This window comes from uncultured Hymenobacter sp. (assembly GCF_964242765.1).
In the GTDB taxonomy this organism is placed as follows: domain Bacteria; phylum Bacteroidota; class Bacteroidia; order Cytophagales; family Hymenobacteraceae; genus Hymenobacter.
In genome coordinates this window covers 1-18,345 of the sequence record NZ_CAXTBM010000086.1, presented here as the reverse complement: position 1 = coordinate 18,345, position 18,345 = coordinate 1, and the positions used below count along the sequence as shown (strand labels likewise).

The 18,345-nt window shown below is 59.3% G+C and carries 14 protein-coding genes; 4 read left to right on the top strand and 10 right to left on the bottom strand.

The window, feature by feature from the left end:
* On the bottom strand, positions 1 to 988 hold a 988-nt coding region (locus tag ACFE7X_RS22710), incomplete at its 3' end, for an alanine dehydrogenase (protein ID WP_375437974.1).
* Between the two features lie 100 nt (positions 989 to 1,088).
* Complete coding sequence (gene tsaE / locus ACFE7X_RS22705; protein WP_375437973.1) at positions 1,089 to 1,523, bottom strand: tRNA (adenosine(37)-N6)-threonylcarbamoyltransferase complex ATPase subunit type 1 TsaE; 435 nt, start codon at positions 1,521 to 1,523, stop codon at positions 1,089 to 1,091.
* A gap of 187 nt (positions 1,524 to 1,710) precedes the next feature.
* Here tsaE and ACFE7X_RS22700 point away from each other — a divergent pair, with 187 nt between their 5' ends.
* From ACFE7X_RS22700 to ACFE7X_RS22690, 3 genes are all read left to right on the top strand, one after another.
* Complete coding sequence (locus ACFE7X_RS22700; RefSeq protein ID WP_375437972.1) at positions 1,711 to 2,967, top strand: pyridoxal phosphate-dependent aminotransferase; 1,257 nt, start codon at positions 1,711 to 1,713, stop codon at positions 2,965 to 2,967.
* Between the two features lie 332 nt (positions 2,968 to 3,299).
* Complete coding sequence (locus tag ACFE7X_RS22695) at positions 3,300 to 5,744, top strand: TonB-dependent receptor domain-containing protein (RefSeq protein WP_375437971.1); 2,445 nt, start codon at positions 3,300 to 3,302, stop codon at positions 5,742 to 5,744.
* A gap of 365 nt (positions 5,745 to 6,109) precedes the next feature.
* On the top strand, positions 6,110 to 7,477 hold the full coding sequence (locus tag ACFE7X_RS22690; RefSeq protein WP_375437970.1) for a sigma 54-interacting transcriptional regulator: 1,368 nt from the start codon (positions 6,110 to 6,112) through the stop codon (positions 7,475 to 7,477).
* A 92-nt stretch (positions 7,478 to 7,569) separates the two neighbouring features.
* Here the strand turns inward: ACFE7X_RS22690 and ACFE7X_RS22685 are convergent, their stop codons facing one another.
* From ACFE7X_RS22685 to ACFE7X_RS22650, 8 genes are all read right to left on the bottom strand, one after another.
* Complete coding sequence (locus ACFE7X_RS22685; protein WP_375437969.1) at positions 7,570 to 8,385, bottom strand: amidohydrolase family protein; 816 nt, start codon at positions 8,383 to 8,385, stop codon at positions 7,570 to 7,572.
* Between the two features lie 3 nt (positions 8,386 to 8,388).
* Positions 8,389 to 9,786, bottom strand: coding sequence for a dipeptidase (locus ACFE7X_RS22680; RefSeq protein WP_375437968.1), 1,398 nt, complete (start codon positions 9,784 to 9,786; stop codon positions 8,389 to 8,391).
* Positions 9,787 to 9,933: 147 nt separating this feature from the next.
* Positions 9,934 to 10,782 carry a hypothetical protein gene (locus ACFE7X_RS22675; RefSeq protein WP_375437967.1) on the bottom strand — a complete coding sequence of 283 codons (849 nt, stop codon included), beginning with the start codon at positions 10,780 to 10,782 and terminating at the stop codon, positions 9,934 to 9,936.
* Entirely contained in the window at positions 10,779 to 11,834 is a 1,056-nt protein-coding gene (locus tag ACFE7X_RS22670) for an aminotransferase class I/II-fold pyridoxal phosphate-dependent enzyme (RefSeq protein WP_375437966.1), read from the bottom strand. The genes ACFE7X_RS22675 and ACFE7X_RS22670 overlap by 4 nt, the downstream gene beginning before the upstream one ends.
* 42 nt (positions 11,835 to 11,876) lie before the next feature.
* Complete coding sequence (locus tag ACFE7X_RS22665) at positions 11,877 to 14,003, bottom strand: hypothetical protein (RefSeq protein ID WP_375437965.1); 2,127 nt, start codon at positions 14,001 to 14,003, stop codon at positions 11,877 to 11,879.
* A 4-nt stretch (positions 14,004 to 14,007) separates the two neighbouring features.
* Complete coding sequence (locus ACFE7X_RS22660) at positions 14,008 to 15,348, bottom strand: hypothetical protein (protein WP_375437964.1); 1,341 nt, start codon at positions 15,346 to 15,348, stop codon at positions 14,008 to 14,010.
* Between the two features lie 3 nt (positions 15,349 to 15,351).
* Positions 15,352 to 16,182, bottom strand: a complete 831-nt coding sequence (locus ACFE7X_RS22655; RefSeq protein WP_375437963.1) for a hypothetical protein — start codon at positions 16,180 to 16,182, stop codon at positions 15,352 to 15,354.
* A 126-nt stretch (positions 16,183 to 16,308) separates the two neighbouring features.
* Positions 16,309 to 17,211, bottom strand: a complete 903-nt coding sequence (locus ACFE7X_RS22650) for a hypothetical protein (RefSeq protein WP_375437962.1) — start codon at positions 17,209 to 17,211, stop codon at positions 16,309 to 16,311.
* A 436-nt stretch (positions 17,212 to 17,647) separates the two neighbouring features.
* Here ACFE7X_RS22650 and ACFE7X_RS22645 point away from each other — a divergent pair.
* A partial coding sequence (locus ACFE7X_RS22645) for a tRNA1(Val) (adenine(37)-N6)-methyltransferase (RefSeq protein ID WP_375437961.1) occupies positions 17,648 to 18,345 on the top strand: 698 nt, incomplete at its 3' end.

Genomic DNA, 18,345 nt, shown 5'->3' with positions numbered 1-18,345 from the left:
AGTAGTGCACCACGTCGTATTTGCGAAACACGGGGTTGCTGTGGCTGGTCATCTCACTGGTTTCGAAGCAGCCGCCCTGGTCGATGCTCACGTCGATGATAACCGAGCCGGGGGCCATGCTGGCCACTACGCTCTCGGGTACCATGAACGGCACGCGGCCTTCTTCGGCGTTGAGCGCCCCAATTACTACGTCGGCGCGCCGGATCTGCTGGCTGAGGGCAAAGGTGTCGAGGGTGCTGGTGTAGAGTTGGGTACCGAGATTCTGCTTTAAGCGACGCAGCTTATATAAGTGGTTATCAAACACTTTTACTTCTGCACCCAAGCCCGTAGCAGCCCGCGCGGCATACTCGGCCACGGTGCCAGCACCCAAAATCACAACCTGCGACGGGGGTACGCCGGTGATACCGCCGAGGATAATGCCCTTGCCTTCGTTGGAGCGGGCCAGGTATTCGGCGGCAATAAGCATGACGGTGGAGCCCGCAATTTCGCTCATGGCCCGCACCACCGGCCGCGCCCCGGAAGGGTCCTTGATCAGCTCGAAGCTGATGGCATTCACCTTTTTACGCGTGAGGGCCATGACGTATTCGGCGGTGAGCGTGCCGAATTGCAGGGCCGAAATCAAGGTTTGGTTGGCTTTCAGAAACTCGAATTCATCCTGGGTGGGCGGGGCTACTTTCAAGACGAGGTCGGCCTCGTACACCTCTTTTTGCGAGTAGGCGATAGTGGCACCGGCTTCGGAATAATCGTGGTCGGAGTACTTGCTGGGCTCGCCGGCGCCGCTTTCCATGACCACCTCGTGGCCTTCCTCGATGAGGTGCTTTACGGCCTCGGGCGTGAGGCAGATGCGGTTTTCCTGAAGCGACGTTTCGCGCGGCAGCCCGATAAACAGCTTGCGCTTTCGTGTTTCCACGGCCAGCATGGATTCCTGGGTGAAGTAAGCGCGGCTCGTAGCCAGCGACTCAAATCCGGGGGGTACTGCTTCGGGCATTTTTTCAAGTGAAAACCGAGAATCAAACAGTAAAAGTCGAGGCCATTGTCCACTCAACCCACACCCTGAAACCAGCGCCTGGCAGACAATGCATCAATTTTCAACTTGTAATCTTTAATTCTCTCGACTCTTCGCCGGTAGCGGTAAGTCGGATAAGTAGTCGGTTGGAAGGTAAAAGGGGCTCGATGCGGCTGGGCCACTCTATGAGGCAAAGATAGCCAGAATCGAAGTACTCCAACGCGCCAAGTTGCTCAGCTTCCACTGGCGAGTCGAGGCGGTAGAAGTCGAAGTGGTAAATAGGCTGGTCGTGCGCGTCGCGGTATTCGTTGACGAGAGCAAACGTGGGGCTACTAACGTCGCGGCCGGGCACGCCCAAACTCTCGCACAAGGCCTTAATGAAAGTGGTTTTGCCGGCTCCCATCTCGCCTTCAAAGCACACGATGGAGTGGCCCCGAATAGCTTCGCGCACCTGTACGGCGGCGGCAGGCAGGGCAGCAAGAGCGGGAATCGAGATTTCAAGCACCGGAACAGACATGAGCAGCAGTTTTCAGGGCGCAAGTTTACGAAACAGCCGGTTGGTACGACTGTCATTGCGAGGACGCCGGACGGATTGCGTCGTTCCCTGGCTTGAAGCGTCACATGTCCTCGCAATGACAGCACCTTCTTGCCCCGCCAATCCACTAGCAGGCCTTACCTTTGGTTGACCATAACACCTTTTTCTCATGCAAGTTTCGCGAATGGCAGGCAGCCTTATCGGCTCCGAAATCATCAAAATCGGCAATGAAGTAAACGATATGATTCGTAAGGGGGAGCAGATTTGCAACCTCACCATTGGCGACTTTGACCCGACTATTTTCCCGATTCCCGTTGAATTGCAAACGGGAATCACCGAAGCCTACCAAGCCGGCAATACCAACTATCCCCCGGCTAATGGCATGGCAGCCCTGCGCGAAGCGGCCACCACGTTCACCAAGCAACGCCTGGGCCTGGCGTACTCGCCCAACGACGTGCTGGTAGCCGGCGGCTCCCGGCCACTGATTTACGCCACTTACCTCGCCCTCCTCGACCCCGGCGACCGGGTGGTATTTCCGGTACCGAGCTGGAACAACAACCACTACTGCCACCTTTCCGGCGCCGAGCCAGTGATGGTGGAAACCCAGCCCGCAAACAGCTTCATGCCCACAGCGGCCGAATTAGCCCCGCACCTGCCCGGTGCAACGCTACTGGCCCTGTGCTCCCCCCTCAACCCTACCGGCACCGTATTCTCTCGCCAGAACCTGCTGGAAATCTGCAACTTGGTGCTAGCGGAAAACCAGCGTCGCCAGCCCGGCGAAAAGCCGCTTTATCTGCTCTACGACCAAATTTACTGGATGCTCACCTTCGGCGAAACCGAGCATTTCGACCCCGTGAACCTGCGCCCCGAGTTGCGCGACTACGTTATCTATATTGATGGCATCTCGAAGTGCTTGGCGGCGACCGGGGTGCGCGTGGGGTACGCGTTTGGGCCGGCCGAGGTAGTTGACAAGATGAAGTCGATATTGGGCCACGTAGGGGCCTGGGCGCCGAAGGCCGAGCAGGTAGCCACGGCCAACTATTTGCCCAAGGCTGCGGAGGTAGATGCCTTTACGGCGCAGTTCAAGGCCAAGATTCAGCGCAGCCTCGACGCGCTGCACCAGGGGTTGCAGGACTTGAAAAGGCAGGGCCTGCCCGTTGATTCGCTGGTGCCGATGGGCGCCATCTACCTCACGGCCCGCCTCGACGTGCTCGGCAAAACCACCCCGACCGGACAAGTGCTGGCCACCACCAAAGACCTGACTTTCTACCTTATCCAAGAGGCCCGGCTGGCATTGGTACCCTTCAGCGCGTTTGGCACCTCCGACACGGCACCCTGGTTCCGAATGTCGGTGGGCGGTGCTTCGCTGGAATCTATCGAGGCCGCGCTGCCGCGGTTGCAAGCGGCCCTGCAAGCCTTGCGCTAAACCAAGCGGCTAGTCCCAACGAGGGGAAATTCTTGCGAAACAGGGAGCATCTTCTTGTTGGGACTTTCGGCTATTTAGCACTTTGCTTTTCATCAATCTACTGCTGTTATCGACAGGCTGGTTTTACGTTTATTAGCTGTTTACTCACCGCTTTAGTGATAATATGGCTATCTTTCCTCCACTTTTTCAGATATTTTGCATTCTAAATCAAAGCAACTGAACTAGTAAGCGCCACTATCTTGTATTCTTATCGAGGCTTAAAGTGTTGTGCTTTATGCTTTTACTACCACACCTGTTGCACGCTCCGGGTTTTCATTCAACGGAAAGTGCTTATGCCTTTTGATTTTACCCGCCCGTCGGGATGGTTTTGGTTGTTGACGGCAGTGCTTTTGCTGCCGATTTCCCCACTGCTGGCCCAGATTCAACTCGCGCCGGTTTCGGGTGTTGTGCGGGCCAGTACTGGCGCTGTTGTCGAAGGCGCTGCTATCACGCTGCACCAAGCCTTGGATTCGGTGGCCGTGAAAACCGAGTTCAGCGACGCTGAAGGGCACTTCTCCCTCACCCCTACTCTGCCGGGGCGCTACCTGGTGTCGGGGGTGCAGTTAGGCTACGGCCGGATTTGGCTGGGGCCACTCGCAGTGTCAGATGCGGCCATCCCACTCCTCACGCTCACCCTCACAGCCAGCGCCCTACAACTCAAAGGGGTAACCGTGACCGGCCAGAAGCCCTTGTTCGAGCGGCTGCCCGACCGGACGGTAGTGAATGTGGAAAACAGTAGCTTATCGAGTGGCAACACGGTGCTGGATGTGCTAGGCCGGTCCCCCGGCGTAACCGTAGATGGCAGCGACAACCTAGCCCTACGCGGCAAACAGGGTTTGCTCGTACTGCTCGATGGCAAGCGGGTACCTCTGACGGGTGCCGAATTGGCTACACTGCTTCGCTCCTTGCCAGCCGAGCAAGTACGTAGTATTGAGCTTATTACCAACCCACCAGCTAAGTACGACGCGCAGGGCGGGGCGGGTATTATTGCTATCAACCTCAAGAAAGACCAGCGCCTGGGCACCAATGGCAGCGCCAACGCCAGCTACGGCCGGGGCCAGTACGGCAAGTTCACCGCGGGGGGAACACTCAATCACCGCAACCAGAAGCTAAATGTGTACGGCACCTATGCGTACACCGAGCGGAATGGCTTCGAGAACCTCGCCTTCATCCGAAATTATTTTCAGGAGGAACGCTTAACTGCCCGAAGTGACCAGTACAACCAGCGGCGCATGGATTTGGCGTCGCACACTTGGCGAACGGGTGTAGACTATACAGCCAGCAAACGCACTGTGCTTGGGGCGATGGTAAGCGGACTAGCCAGTCGTCTGACGACGGACGGCACCAACCGGTCGGCATTTTTCGACGCTACTGATACCCCAACGCGCCGGTATACCGCGCGCATGCTGAGTGAGGTTCGCACGCCCAATGTGGCCGGCAACCTAAGCTTCCGCCACACCTTCCGCCCTGACTCGGCGGGCGCCCCCGAGCTAACCGCCGACGCCGACATAGCCCGCTACGGCACCACACGGGACTTATCGTTGGCCACCACCGATCAACTACGGCAGCAAGCGCCGCGCTTGCTAACTGGCAACCAGGACGGCACACTCACTATTAAGTCGGTAAAGGCGGATTATGTGCGGCCGTTGCCGAATGGATTGCGCGCGGAGGCTGGCCTCAAAGCTAGTTGGGTGCGCTCCGACAACGACGTAGTATTCTTCAACACCATTGACAACGTGACTGCGCTGGACGTCAACCAGTCAAACGGCCTTCAATACTTGGAGAACATTAATGCCGCCTACACCACCCTGACGCATACCGGCCCCAAGCTGACGCTCTCAGCCGGCTTGCGAGCCGAGCAAACCAATACCACTATCCACCAGTCCATCGGCAGTGCTAGCTTCAGTCGGCGCTATTTGCAGTTCTTCCCCAGCCTGAGTTTGCGCCGCACCATTTCTGATACCCACGAAACCGGCTTTTCGCTTAGTCGCCGCCTCGACCGCCCCACCTACAACCAGCTCAATCCTTTCCGCTTCTACGTCGACCCCACTACTTACCAGGCCGGCAACCCTTACTTGCTGCCCCAAACCAGCTACAACGCCGAGCTGACGCACACCTACCACAAGGTTACTCTGGGGCTAAGCTATTCCTACACTGATAAGCCTATCGTTAAGGTGTATGAGTTTCCTGACAGCCTAGTGCGACGAACCGATGTCAATCTGCGCACCAGACACTACTATGCTTTTACGTTAACGGCTCCCCTCACCGTAGCTAAGTGGTGGCAGTTATACGCCGATGCCGAGCTGTTTTACATCTACTTCAACGGCACCTTTGAGAGTTCTGCCACGCTACCGGGCCGGGTCGGCGCTATTCTAAGTGCCAACAACTCGTTCACGTTGGGCAGAGGCTGGTCGGCCGATTTGAGCGGCAGCTACAACTCCCGGGAGCAGTACGGCTTTGAAGTTGTGCGTTCGTTTGGGCAAGTATCGGTGGGCGTGCAAAAAACGGTGCTGGCTGGCCGGGGCACGTTGCGGCTCAATGGCACCGACCTTCTGTACACCTTGCCTGAGCGCGTCACCTCCCGGTTTGAGGGACTTGCCGAAAACAAACGCACCTCCAAGGATACGCGGGTGGGAACCTTCTCGTTTGCCTACCGCTTCGGCAGCAACGAGGTAACCCCGGCCCGCAAACGCACCACCGGCGCCGAAGACGAAAACCGCCGAGCCGCTGGCCAGTAAGCGCCCCTCAAATCCCCTTCCCTATCCCGCTCCGGACTGTCTCGGAGCGGGATAGGGCTTTTTTAGCGCTACCCCACAACTGCATCCTGTTCACCTCGCGGTACTCGTAGTACAGATGCAACCAGCCGCTTTTTAGACTAGGTTGAAAGAGCGGCCTTGTTCGGCGAAGACGAGTACTACATAATCATGTGATAGTATTGGGCGGCATTATTATTTAGCTTCGTTTCCTTTTAATGGATTAGTGGATTAGCAGTATTGATTCACTCGGAGCGTGGCGCGGAGATAGGTGGGCAATTAGAGTTAGTTATTTCTCGAGATCTGGCAGCGTAATCGACCAAGATCTATCGTATCAAACTATTGTCGTTATGGGCTCTGAATCAACCGTGTGGTTTCAAACCTTCACGCACCAGCGCGGCCTACTAGCCGATATTATCGGGCAGCTGGAAGCCGGCGGTATTCAACTGGCCGCCTTGCACATGAACGACGTGCCCACCGGCGCGGGCATTATTTTTCTCGATCAGGAGTCAAAGCTCACCGAGGTGCAGGAAGCCATCGACGCCTTTAGTTTCTATTCTGATACCCGCATCATTGCGGTGTCGGTGGGGCGGCTGGCGAGTACGAGCACCTGGGGGTTGCTGCGCAGTGGCGTGGCCGAGGTATTCGCTTGGTTTGAAGTGGAAAAACCGGTGCAGATTGTGGCTTCGCGGCTTGCGTACTGGCGGGTGCTGGAAGAGAAAGTTACCGACTTGCAGCAGCGTCTGATAGGCCACAGCAAGTGCTGGATCAATACGCTCCGCCAACTCGTCGATATGTCGCTTTCCAACTGCCAGGTACTGATTATGGGGGAAAGCGGCACCGGCAAAGAATTAGTGGCTCAGGAAGTCCACCGCCTCGACCCCCGGCCCAGCAAGCGCGACTGCGTGGTAGTGGACTGCACGAATTTGATTCCGGGCTTGTCGGGCAGCGAATTGTTCGGGCACGAGAAAGGGGCCTTCACCAACGCCATCAGCACCCGCGACGGGGCCCTGGCCCTGGCCCACGAAGGCACGCTGTTTCTCGACGAGTTGGGCGAACTTCCCTTGCCCTTGCAAGCCGAGCTGCTGCGGGCGTTGCAAGAAGGCACCTACAAACGTGTGGGCAGCAATATGTGGCGGCAAGCCCGGTTTCGGCTGGTAAGCGCCACCAACCGCGACCTAGCCGAAGAAGTGCGTAAGGGCACGTTCCGCCAGGATTTGTACTACCGCATTTCCGGCTGGACCTGTCAGTTGCCCCCCTTGCGTGCCCGGAAAGAGGATATTGTGCCCTTGGCCGAGCACTTTTTTCGGCACCAACACCACATTCAGCAGCCCGTTGATAAGCAAGTGTATGATTTTCTGCTGCTGCGGGACTACCCCGGCAATGTGCGCGAACTGCAACAGCTCATCAACCGCATTGCCAACAAGCACTTAGGCGAAGGCCCCATCACCATCGGCGACATTCCGCGCTCCGACTGGCCCGACTTCGCCGGTTTCGGCAACAACAGCCCCGGCAGCCACGAGCTGGAAACCGGCGTCACGAGTCTGCTCTACCAAGGCCTGGGCCTCAAAGAAATCAAAGAACAGGTAACCGAAATAGCCAAGAAGGTGGCCATTTACCATGAAAACGGCAACCTGAAGCTAGCCGCCCACCGCCTAGGGTGCAGCGAAAGAATCCTGCAAATGCACCGGCGCGGGGGCGAGGTAGTGAACCTGTAAGACTAGGAAGTTGGGCAAGGACGAAGCGGTTAGGATCATTGAAGCCGCCGGCCCGTCCTGCTAACCGGAAATAGCGACCTTAAACAACTTCACTACTTCACCAATAGCCACGGGTCGCGCCACTCAGTGGGAACTTCGGCGGCTACGGCGATGCGGGGTGGGCGGGGTGGCGCGGCGCGGACTTCGCTGATAAGGCGCAGCAGATTGCCAGCCAACACCAGTTTAGCTTCTTTATCAGACAGGTGCAGGGCCGCTATTTTAGCTAGCTCGACGCCGGGGTGCAGCCAGGGGCCATCGGAGCCAAACAGGAACTTTTGGGGCCCGGCGCGGTCCAGGGCGCGTTGCAGAATGTCGAAGCGGCGGACGCCTGAGGTATCGGTGTAGATGTTGGGGAAGCGCACTAATTGGTCGATGAGGCCGGCCTGGGCCCGCCAATCGTCAGAGAAGCTGCCCAGGTGCGGAACGATGAAGTTGACGTCGGGGTACTGCTCGCCGAGCAACTCGACCACCGATATTTCGCCTACCACATCGTAGAGCACGGGCAGGCGAAAGGCCCGGGCCACGTCGCAGATTTCGCGGCTGATGCGGGCATCGTAGCGGTGACACTTGATACCAACGAACCCGTATTGCTGCACGGCGGTGCGCACCATCTCCAGCACCCGGCCCCGGTCGCGCTGCGCGTGCACGAAGGCAAACCCGTAGAACCGTTCCGGGTTTTGGTGCACCAGCTTCGCTACTTCGCGGTTGGCCACGGCGTAATCGGAATGGAAGGCCGCAAAGAGCACGGTTTTCTGAATGCCCGCTTCTTGGGCCCATTCGAGGTAGGAACCGAGCGGCGCATCCGTATCCCAGGGGCCGGTGAGGCCGTCGCCTTTGCCGGCGTGGCAGTGGCAGTCGATGACAAGCATAGCTCAGGACAATGAAGTAGTTGGAAACCGACCTAAACGGCGAAGAAAGGTTAAGCTCGTGCGGATGCCGCGCCAGAAATTAGGCAAATAAAGAAACTCGTCGGGGCCGTGTTTTCGGTCGTTGGGCAGGCCAAACCCCATCAGTACTGTCGGGATACCCAGGTGCTGCTCGAAGAGACTTACCACCGGAATGGTGCCGCCCGAGCGCTGAAGCACCGGAGCGCGCCCAAAACCTTCGGCATACGCCTGGGCGGCGGCTTGCATCACGGGGTGCGCCGGGTCCACGGTGTAAGGCGGGGCGTGCAGCTGGCTCCGAAGGGTGGCCTGCACTTGCGGCGGTGTAAGGCGCTGCACGTAGGCGCGCAGTTGCCGCTCCACTTCGTGCGGGTCTTGGCCTGGTGCCAGCCGGAAACTCAGCTTGGCACTGGCTTGCGGCGGCACCACCGACTTCACCCCCTCGCCTTGGTAGCCGCCACTCAGGCCCGTAATGCTGAGCGAAGGCCGCAGCGTCGTGCGCTCGTAGAGGCTGTACCCCGGCTCGCCCCAACCCTGCCCTACCTGCGCCTCGCGCAGCAGTTGTGCATCGGGCGGGCCATGCCGATGCAGGTAGGCGCGCTCAGCCACGGATGCTGGCAGCACCGCATCATAGAAACCAGGAATAGCCACGCGGCCGTCGGCATCGTGCAGGGCCGCTAGCATTTCGCTTAGGGCCTGCAAGGGGTTGAGCACCGCTCCCCCAAATATGCCGGAATGCAGTTCTGCCTGGGGTCCTTGCACAGTCAATTCGGCGGCCAATGACCCGCGCAAGCCATACGTGAGCGAGGGCTGCTCAACTGAAATCAGGTTGGTATCCGATAGCACGGCCCAGTCGGCGCGCAGTAGGCGGCGGTGCTGGCGCACGAAAGCGCCGAGGTTGGGACTGCCGATTTCCTCTTCGCCTTCCAGCAGCAGCTTCACGTTCAGCGGCAACGGCTGGCCACCAGCCAGCAGTAGTTGTAAGGCTTTGACGTGGGTGAAGAGTTGGCCTTTATCGTCGGAAGCGCCGCGGCCGTAAAGCTTGTTGCCGCGGACGAGCCCCCCGAAGGGCGGCACCGTCCAGGCTGCCACGGGTGCCACGGGCTGCACGTCGTAGTGACCGTAGACGAGCAACGTGGGTTTGTGCGGCCCCACCAGCTTTTCCGCGTAGACCACGGGGTGGCGCGGCGTCTCGAACACCCGAACTCCATCGAGCCCTATCCCCCGCAAATGATCCGCCAGCCACATAGCACAGGCCCGCACCGCGCCAGCGTACTGCGGCTCGGTGCTGATGCTGGGAAAGCCGACGAGCTGTTGCAGCTCCGCCAAGGCCTGGTGCTGCCACTTGGGCCGAGGGGGCGCCTTGGGATGAAGGATGCGCGGCATGAGTTGGCAAGGTGAAATAGCTGAGTTACGAGTGATTATGCCGCCTAAGGTTGAAGGGCTTGCGCCCCTTTTAGGCTGGCGCAGAAAGAAGTATGTCGTTTGACACCACCTTCATGGCAACCAAGAAAATCTAACTTCCAGCCTTCGTTAGAACACGCTTTCCAACTCCTGAACCAACAGCTCCAACTCCTTGCCGTACACCCTAAAGTTGGTATTTGGAAACTGCTTCTTGGCGGCCTGCGTGAATTCTGTAGCCTTACTCCGAATCAAAGCGGGACTTAATGCGGCAATACACTTCCTGCTTTCTTCCGCATGAAACTTGTTCCACTGCTGCGTGATGAAAGCATGCACCGGTGCGGGTAAGGCTTGCAAGTTTTTTTGATTGGGGTTGTTGCGCAGCGTAGGGTCGAGGTGGGCAAATTGCAGGGGCACCCGGTGGTTGATTTCGATTTTGGGCAATACTATTTTTCTATGGGCTTGCCTGGCCTTGTTGATGGCGGCTTGGTGCAAGGCCGCTATCCGTCCGGTTGACTGCGTTCGTGCTTTTGACCGGGCGGTGCTTTTGCTCATCATATAATCCATCTCGGCCACCAGCTCATTTAGATAGTTGAAAGGCTCGGTGGGGGTTGGCCGCGTTTGCGTAGCGTACGAGTACCGATCAGTTGGTGGCGCGCCCATAGTGCACCCGCAACGGGTCGCTGATGCTAGTGGCTGGTTGATTATCAGCCGCAACTTGCGGCCTAGGTTCCAGCGCTTTACAAATTGGTTTAAGATCTGCTGGCACTCGTTGCAGGGCGGCTGGTCGACAACCAGTAGCAGGCTTTTCACCCGAAGTGGAAAGCTGGGAAAAGCGGCTGTCTGCCGGTTGAACCAGCGAATAAGTTGCCGCTCGGGCGAGGTACCGCCCGGCCCTGGGCGCAAGGGCACCCGCACAACTCGCCCGAAGGTGGTATAGATCGTGGCCCGCGGCCCGCTGGAAGTCAACATCGTGCTCATGGCAAAGAAGAAGTGGAAGTAAAAGAAAGCCAATCGAGGCCGCGAGCCGCCGCTTTCAGGCAGTGAACCGCCCGGTTGATATCGGCGGCAGAATGGTCGGCGCGGAGGCAGAAGGCCACTTGCGGCACGGCGGGCCGGCGCTCATCGGCCAAGAGCAACGCCCGAATGCCTTCCTGCCGGAGTTGCTGATACAAGCTCAGCGCAGCCGTAGCCCGGGGCAGCCGCAACTTTTGCACCGGAAATATTCCTCCCTGCGGTTGAATGCCAACAGCCGTCAGCTCCCGCCGAAACTGCGCAATGCGTTGCCAAAGCTGCTGCCGACTGGTGTCGCCGTGGCGGGCGTCGTGGCGCAGCGCATCCCGGGTGGCCCAGGCGTGCGGAACCGAGACTTGGCTGGTGTGCACCCGCACCTCACTGCACCGCTCGAAGCGGGCTAGCTGGGCGCGGCTACCCGCTAGCACAGCCACCGGCACGCCTAATCCTTTGGCCAACGAAGTGATGGTGATGATTTTGGGACTTTGCACGCCAACAAATGGCAAGCTTCCACCCCCGCCGTAGCCCAGCGGTAGGCGGGCATCGGCACCGGCCCCTAGCACACCAAAGGCCTGGGTGTCGTCTAGCAGCAGCACGCCGTCGGGGTACGGTTCGAGCAGGGTTAGGTAGTGAGTTAGCGGGGCGGGGCGGGCGGCGGTTAGGTTCCAGCCATCGGTTACCAGCCAAGGCGTTTTGCCTTGCTGGCCGTAGATGTGCAGCAAGCGGGCTAGGCGGGGCAGATTGTCGGGGCAGAACGGCACCACGGGCAACCCCCGTAGGCTGGCGCGGGCACTGCCCCACTGCCCGACCGGGTACATAGTCTTCTCGATAAAAACCACGGTTGAGGTCGGCGGCAGGCGGAATATATCCCAGAACAAATGCAGCGTGGATGGCGCCAGCAGGCCCGTTTCCAGGCCCTGCCGCTGGGCCACTTCCCGCGCCACGTTGCGCTGCCAAGCAAGTTCATGCAACGCCGCTGGCTTGCCCAACGTGAGCGGCAAGCCAGCGGGAAACGTCACGGTCCTAGCCCCTAAGTACAGGGCCGAGGTGAAATCCACTGCCTACTCCGAATACCCGCTGCGGCGGGGCAGGGGCACGCGGCCTGGCAGGGGCTGCCCGATGCTGGGCGCCGGCAACGGACCATTTAACAGCCGGCTGCGTTGCTGTTGCTGCATGGCCGTTTGCCGCTCAATAAGCTGCGCGGGTTGCAGATACCGTTCGTCGTTATCGGGCAGGTTCAGGCGGGCATCCACAATGTCGGAAGCCAAGTCAACCCCCGTTACGGCTTTGTAGGCGTGCACGTAGCGCTGAATTTCAGAGCGCCAGTAGTGCGCCCAGTTAGCCGCGTTTGTGGCCCCGATGGTGGGGTCGTTCCAGGAGCCGTACCGAATCGAGAGCAACAACTGTTCGCCGAACGTGCCCAAGTCGCGGAAGTGGGTGATGTTGGTGGGGTTCCAGCCTTGCAGCTGCTTCATGTTGTCGACGCGGTCCATCCAGGGCTCGGAATAAGGCACCATGATGCGGCCACCCAAAAACTCACGCATTTCGGGCCGAGCCAGCAGCCACTGCTGGGCTAGCATTTCGGATCGGGCCGCCCAGGGCAGGTCGCCGTACTGGTTGTGGGCTCCTTCCGCCAACGTCAGGTGAACCTCCCGTAAGTGGTTGAGTAGCGGGAAGCCGTCGGGGATGACGGTTGTGAAATTGGCTTGCTGGAAAAACTCCACCGCCGCCCGTAGCAGACTATGAAAGCCTAGCAGGAAATTGGAGCGGTGCTCGGCCACCGGAATATGCTGCACCGCGTTGCCAATAAGCGAGATGCCGTACTCGTATTGATATTCCAGGTTGCGGCGGTTGATGGGCAGTCGGTTACGCTCGTCCTCGATATACCCCCACAGCAAGTTGTTGAGCGGGCGTAGCGGGTCGACGGCTAAACCGGCGAGCGGATCTTGGCCGCGACCATTGCGCCGCACGTTTTGGAAGCGCAGACTAATAGCATTCATGGTTTGCACCAAGCCCCCTTCTTCGTGCCAGTACGACCAGATCAGCTCCATCAGGGGCGGCGCTTGCAGCTTCGATTTAAGAATGCCGTAGCACGCGTCCTCGCCGAAGCCCGGTATTTCCCCGTCGTTCTTCAGCGGTACTTCCGACAGCTTTTCCCGAATTACCTTGAAGTATGGCAACACCAACACCTTGCCTTCCTCGTTTTCAAGCTGCTCCAGGTAATCCTGCTTCAGGTCGTAGGCACTGCGATGCCCCCCGCTACGGCGCCGAGATTCTTCCTGAGAAGTGCCCCGGTCGAAGAATTGGTCGGTTCGGGAAGGTTTTCTAGCCTCTAAGCGGTTAGTGGTACTGTTCACGGGCAACCTGCGGGGAGCGGGCGTAGTAGCCTGGATGGTGGGGTCAATGGCCAGGCCCGCTTCCTGCATCAAGTAAAACTCGGTGGCATACTTGAGCATGCTGTACGAAGCAACCCGGCTGAAGGGCAGGTGGCGCTGCGCCGCGTAATTGCGCGCGTCCAAAGTTTGCAAGTCGGTTTCCTTGGAGCACATCACCCGATCAATAAAGGCGCGGTACTCACTAAAATTGATGGTACGGTTCCGAATCAGCGTCCACAGGGGTTGGTCGGTGGTGGGTTCCCGCTTGGCTTCGTACATCGACACCTTCACCGGCTGGGCGTCGCTTTCTTCGAGCACCCGCAGCCGTGCCGGCGGGGTAAAATCGAGTCGGCCTATGTCGTTGTTATTGCTGACTTCCACCCAGTTTTTACCGTCGATTTGTCTAATGGTGATACCATCGTTTTTGTTAGCAATAAAGCCCCCGATAGTGTAGGTTCCCTCTTCGTCCCAGCCCTCAACTTCCCAAGAGATGGCTGCCGTCTGATTGCTCTGTAGTGGCACTATCCCACTGGTAAAAAGGGTAACCTGCCGAAACAGGTTGTGGGTTTGATACTCTTCTAGCAGCTCTATTTTGAGTGCAGGCTTGCCAGCTTGTTGCAAAATCTTGCAGCTGTACTTGAACACCCCAAAATCTTCATCTTTCGAGATGTTATCGAAAATAAGGAAGATGTATTTGTCGTGTAGCAGACCCTCCATTTTTTCGTCGTTGTTCTCCGGGCTCAGCGTTAAAGTCAGCGCCGAGTTATTGCCCAGGTATACCTGGTCAGCATCAATTGTTAAGTCGCGGTTCATGGATTCAGGTAGTTGAAAGTTGGAAATGAGAGCCATTGGCCGACAGTTGGGCTTTGGCTGGTGGTTTCGGCATTGGCCCGGCCACGCAGTAGTTGCGGGCTCGGTTCAGGGCCCAGCGGGTAAGCAGGCGCGTAAGCACCTCGGACTCTTCGTCGGCCGTAATTTTGCCGTCGGCCTTGGCTTGCCCAACCACGGCAAACACCAGGGAGGGCGCGCTGCTCTCGCGCAGCGCCGGCCGGGCCTGCCATTCCCGAAACAGGGCCTGCAAGTGCGCTGGCTGCCGCTCGGCCGCCGGAAACAGATCGGCCAAGGGCTGCCCACCCAGCGTGGGCGAGCGGTGGTTGAGCACCAGGTGCGCAAAGTCCGGCAGCAGGTTTAGTAGTTGGTTGATGAGTTGCTGCTTGCTGGCCGGCAGCCCCTTGATAGGATAAAGCGCCAACCATTGCTGCGTGAGGGCCGCCCACTGCGGGTGTGGATACAGCGCCTCCCCCAGCGCAATGCTCAGGCGCACCCGAATCCAGGGAAACGGATGCGGCCCGTCGGTACCAATGCGGAAAACGAAGTAGCTGGGCAAGCTCACCACGCTCATCAGCCCGTAAGTGGCCCCAATGCCCAGGTGCCCCAGCGCCCAGAAGTCCGAGAGGATTTCGTTTAGCCAGCGGCTCAGTAGCTGCCAGCCTAGTTTGGCTGGCCCGCCCGCCGCCACCCGCTGGTCGATTTCCGCCCGAATGGTGGTGGTTAAGTCCAACAGTTCCGAACCCTGGTGGCCCACCTCGTGGATGAGCGACGAGGCAATGCCGCTGCCTACCATCCGTTCCCGCGGAATTTGAATAACGCCCACCGGGTTGTCGTCGCCGCCCGGCAGGCGGGTGCGGGCCCGGCGGATGGCGGCCCCGTGGCCACGCTCCAGAAAGCAAATCAGCGGGGGGGGGTCGTAGTGGTTGCCGGGCAGGCGCAGAGCGTCTTCGGCCAGCACATCGAGGCCGGCCAGCCAAATGCCCGTGCCATGCTCGCCCCGCTGGCTGAGTACGTCGGCGAAGATGTCGAACTGGTCGAGCAGACTGTTGAAGCGCAGCTTAAGCAGCACGTAGCGCGCTTGCGCCTTCTCGGCATTTACTGCCTGGCTTTCGGGACTGCGCACCCACTCGATGAATGTTTTCAGCTTGCGGCGCAAGTCGAAGGCAATGCGGGCCAAGTGGTTATTGATGGCCGCTTGGGCCGGCGCCGATATGGCGGCCGCCAGCACCATCGGAGTGCTAAGCGTGAACGAACGCACGGTTTGCAGCCGGTTCAGCAGGGCCAGCGCCTCATTAACCAGAAATTGAGTGTCGGCGGCGCGGCGCATCACTTAGAGCTGAATAACGAGCGTGCGGCCCCGGCGCGTCCAGGTGCCCTGCGCAATAGGCGGGTTGCCATAACCGCTGTCGTCGCTGTCCTGCCCGAAGCCGTTTTGGTCGGCACTGGCATCGTAGCCGTTGGGCTCTGGTTGCGCGTAGCCGTTGGCTGCGTAGCCCAAACGCGGTCCGCCATAGCGGCCCCGGCGAGAAGCCCGCTGCCGCAACAGCCCTGGCGCGTGCTGGCGGGCCGCCTGCCCCAGTGCCGTGCGAATAGCCAACCGGGGGGGCGTGCTAGGCCGCCGGCGCTGTAGGTTGGCCGCCCGGCTAACGGCCGAGTTGGCAAACCGCACATAGGCGCGGGCCATTTCAAATTCCTGGTCTTCCGGGCTGAGGCCTTCCAACTCCAACTCGAACAGGTTGCTGGCCGCCGCCCCCAGCTTGTTGCCCACCATGCCACCCAGCGGTCCGCCCACCAGACTACCTAGCGCGCCGCCGGCAATGGGCAGCGCCTTCTTGGCTACGGTTTTCAGAATACCACCCAAGCCTTTGCCGATGGGGGAGCGGGCGAAGTTGCCGATGGCCTTGCCGGCGCCCTTAATCAACTTGCCTAGAAACATGTTCAGCTCCTGCTCGTTGCTGACTTCGAGTAGTTCGTGGGCCAACTCCATTTCCTGGGTTTCGTTGAGCTCCATTTCCCCATTCATTTCGAAGGTTTCGCCGTTGGCTTCCATTTCGCCCATAAACTCGGGGTTGAACTCATAGGTCTCGTTGGAACCGCCATACTCCTGCTGCTCCTGGCCAAGGGCCGACTCAAATTCCTGCGCAAATTCGTTGTTGTACATGGTTGACAATGGTTAAGAGAATGAGATGAGATGATTAAGGGTAGCGGCGTCAGTTCACAGCAGCGAGGCCGTAAGACGCGGGGCGTTGAGGCTGCCGGACGGAGGGCGCTGCCGCCGCTCAGCGAGCTAAGCGTTGTAGAGCACAATAGCATTGCCGCGCCGTGCCCAAGTACCGGTGGAAGCGCGACGCCCGTTTTTGTTGGCGGGCGCCGAAACCGGTTTCGCAGTAGCAGTGGGCGCCAGCAAACCCGGCGCATGTTGGGAAGCGGAAGCGCTGAGCACCTGCTTGCCGAGCTGACCAAGGCTGAGGTTCGGGTTATGGCGCACAGCCTGGTTGGCGCGGCGGGTTACGTCGGTGGCGAAGCGCACGAAGGATTGGGCTATTTCCAGCTCTTGGTTTTCAGGGCTTAAGGCTTCAAGCTCCAGGTTGAAGATGCGTTGGGCATTACCCGCCAACCAGTCGCCGGCCTGGGTGCCCGCCCAGCTACCCGCTTTCTGACCGGCCCAGCTGCCCGCTTTCTGGCCCGCCCAGTTGCCGGCCTTCGCGCCTACCGTGCCAAAGCGCTTTCCAATAGCCGAGCCCACTTTGCCTCCTAGCGCACCGCCGGCCTGGCCGCCGTACTGGCCGGCCAGCTGGGGCAAGGTTTTCTTGCCGAAATCAACGAGGTACTGGCCCACGGCCTTGCCAGTAGGAGAAGTAACAAACCGCGAAGCGGCTCCTTGCACCGCTCCCGCCGCCTTGCTCATCAGAGCTCCCAGAAACTGGTTTAGCTCCTGCTCGTTGCTAACTTCCAGGAGTTGGTAAGCCATTTCCAACTCTAAGTTTTCGCTTTGGCTGGCGCCGTACTCCTGGCTGTACTCCTGCCCAAACTCGCCGCTGAATTCTTGCCCGAATTCCTGTCCGAACTCTTGGCCGTATTCCATCTCCTGGCCGTACTCGCCCTGGGAGCCGTACTCGTAGCTGTTCTCGAATTCTGCGGCCACTGGGCCAGATTCCATTTCCTGTAGGGTTCTATCAATGTTGTGCATGACCGACAACTGGTTAGGGTGAAAAAGAAGTGCTTCCTCTCTTTTTTCAAACCCGGTGCCAGCTTGGCCAAGGCCGTTTCCAGCCAATAGAGGCAGGTACCTCCGAAACTCGTTTCGCTAGGCCCACTTTTGCCCGGCAATCGGCGAAAACCGTTTCGCCTTCCGCGGGCCTGCTGGCCCGCGTGATAGCTGCGTGTGAGTTCGTAGCTACCAAGGAGCTGCGGGGAAAGCTATAAGCCACTTATTGCTTTTCTGCCCGAGCGAAATGCTTCAGCAAGCACACGCCAGATCAAGCAGGACTAGCTAGGTGCCTTCCCTACATCCACTCCAAGCTTATCCCGAAATCCTAGAGTTGGTTTTGCTTTATTGAGCGCTTGGTTGTTGGTTTCGCGCTGAAAGCAGGACCTTCGTGCCGCCTTTATTTCTCGTGTATTCTGTGGCTAATTCATATTTCCAGTTCAAGCAATTCCGGGTGGAGCAGGCGCACTGCGCTATGAAAGTGAGTACTGATGCCTGCGTATTGGGCGCCGCGGCCGACGTAGCAGGCGCCCGCCGCATTCTGGACGTCGGTACCGGTAGCGGCTTGCTTGCCCTGATGGTCGCCCAGCGCAACGCCACGGCCTGTATCGACGCAGTGGAACTCGACGAATCTGCCGCCATGCAAGCGCAAACCAACTTCGCCGAGAGTCCTTGGGCGAACCGGCTCACGCTTCATGCGCAGGCCTTGGCAGCCTTTGCCGCTACCCAACCCGCTCTCTTCGACCACATTCTTTGCAATCCGCCCTTCTTTCGGCACTCCCTGCGCCCACCAGACGCGCGCCGCGCCACTGCCCGCCACACCGCCCCCGACACCTTGTCTTTCGCGGAGCTAGCCCGTTTCGCCACCAATTTTTTGACACCCGAAGGGCGCCTAACGGTGCTGCTCCCGCCGCTTGAAATGCAGCACTTCGAGCTAGAAGCCACGCGGGCAGCTTTGTTCCCCCGCACCCGCCTCGTGGTCCGGCACCGGACGGGCAGCAAGCCGCTGCGCCACATTACCACCTTCAGCAGACAGCCGCAGCCCGTGTTGCAACGGGAACTATTGGTAACGGAAGGCGAAGAATATTCCGCGGCGTTCAAAACACTGCTCGGGCC

Bases quoted from the DNA above. Each gene is read 5' to 3' on its own strand.
- tsaE (WP_375437973.1), bottom strand. From the start codon at position 1,523: ATGTCTGTTCCGGTGCTTGAAATCTCGATTCCCGCTCTTGCTGCCCTG.
- ACFE7X_RS22700 (WP_375437972.1), top strand. From the start codon at position 1,711: ATGCAAGTTTCGCGAATGGCAGGCAGCCTTATCGGCTCCGAAATCATC.
- ACFE7X_RS22695 (WP_375437971.1), top strand. From the start codon at position 3,300: ATGCCTTTTGATTTTACCCGCCCGTCGGGATGGTTTTGGTTGTTGACG.
- ACFE7X_RS22690 (WP_375437970.1), top strand. From the start codon at position 6,110: ATGGGCTCTGAATCAACCGTGTGGTTTCAAACCTTCACGCACCAGCGC.
- ACFE7X_RS22685 (WP_375437969.1), bottom strand. From the start codon at position 8,385: ATGCTTGTCATCGACTGCCACTGCCACGCCGGCAAAGGCGACGGCCTC.
- ACFE7X_RS22680 (WP_375437968.1), bottom strand. From the start codon at position 9,786: ATGCCGCGCATCCTTCATCCCAAGGCGCCCCCTCGGCCCAAGTGGCAG.
- ACFE7X_RS22675 (WP_375437967.1), bottom strand. From the start codon at position 10,782: ATGAGCACGATGTTGACTTCCAGCGGGCCGCGGGCCACGATCTATACC.
- ACFE7X_RS22665 (WP_375437965.1), bottom strand. From the start codon at position 14,003: ATGAACCGCGACTTAACAATTGATGCTGACCAGGTATACCTGGGCAAT.
- ACFE7X_RS22660 (WP_375437964.1), bottom strand. From the start codon at position 15,348: ATGCGCCGCGCCGCCGACACTCAATTTCTGGTTAATGAGGCGCTGGCC.
- ACFE7X_RS22655 (WP_375437963.1), bottom strand. From the start codon at position 16,182: ATGTACAACAACGAATTTGCGCAGGAATTTGAGTCGGCCCTTGGCCAG.
- ACFE7X_RS22650 (WP_375437962.1), bottom strand. From the start codon at position 17,211: ATGCACAACATTGATAGAACCCTACAGGAAATGGAATCTGGCCCAGTG.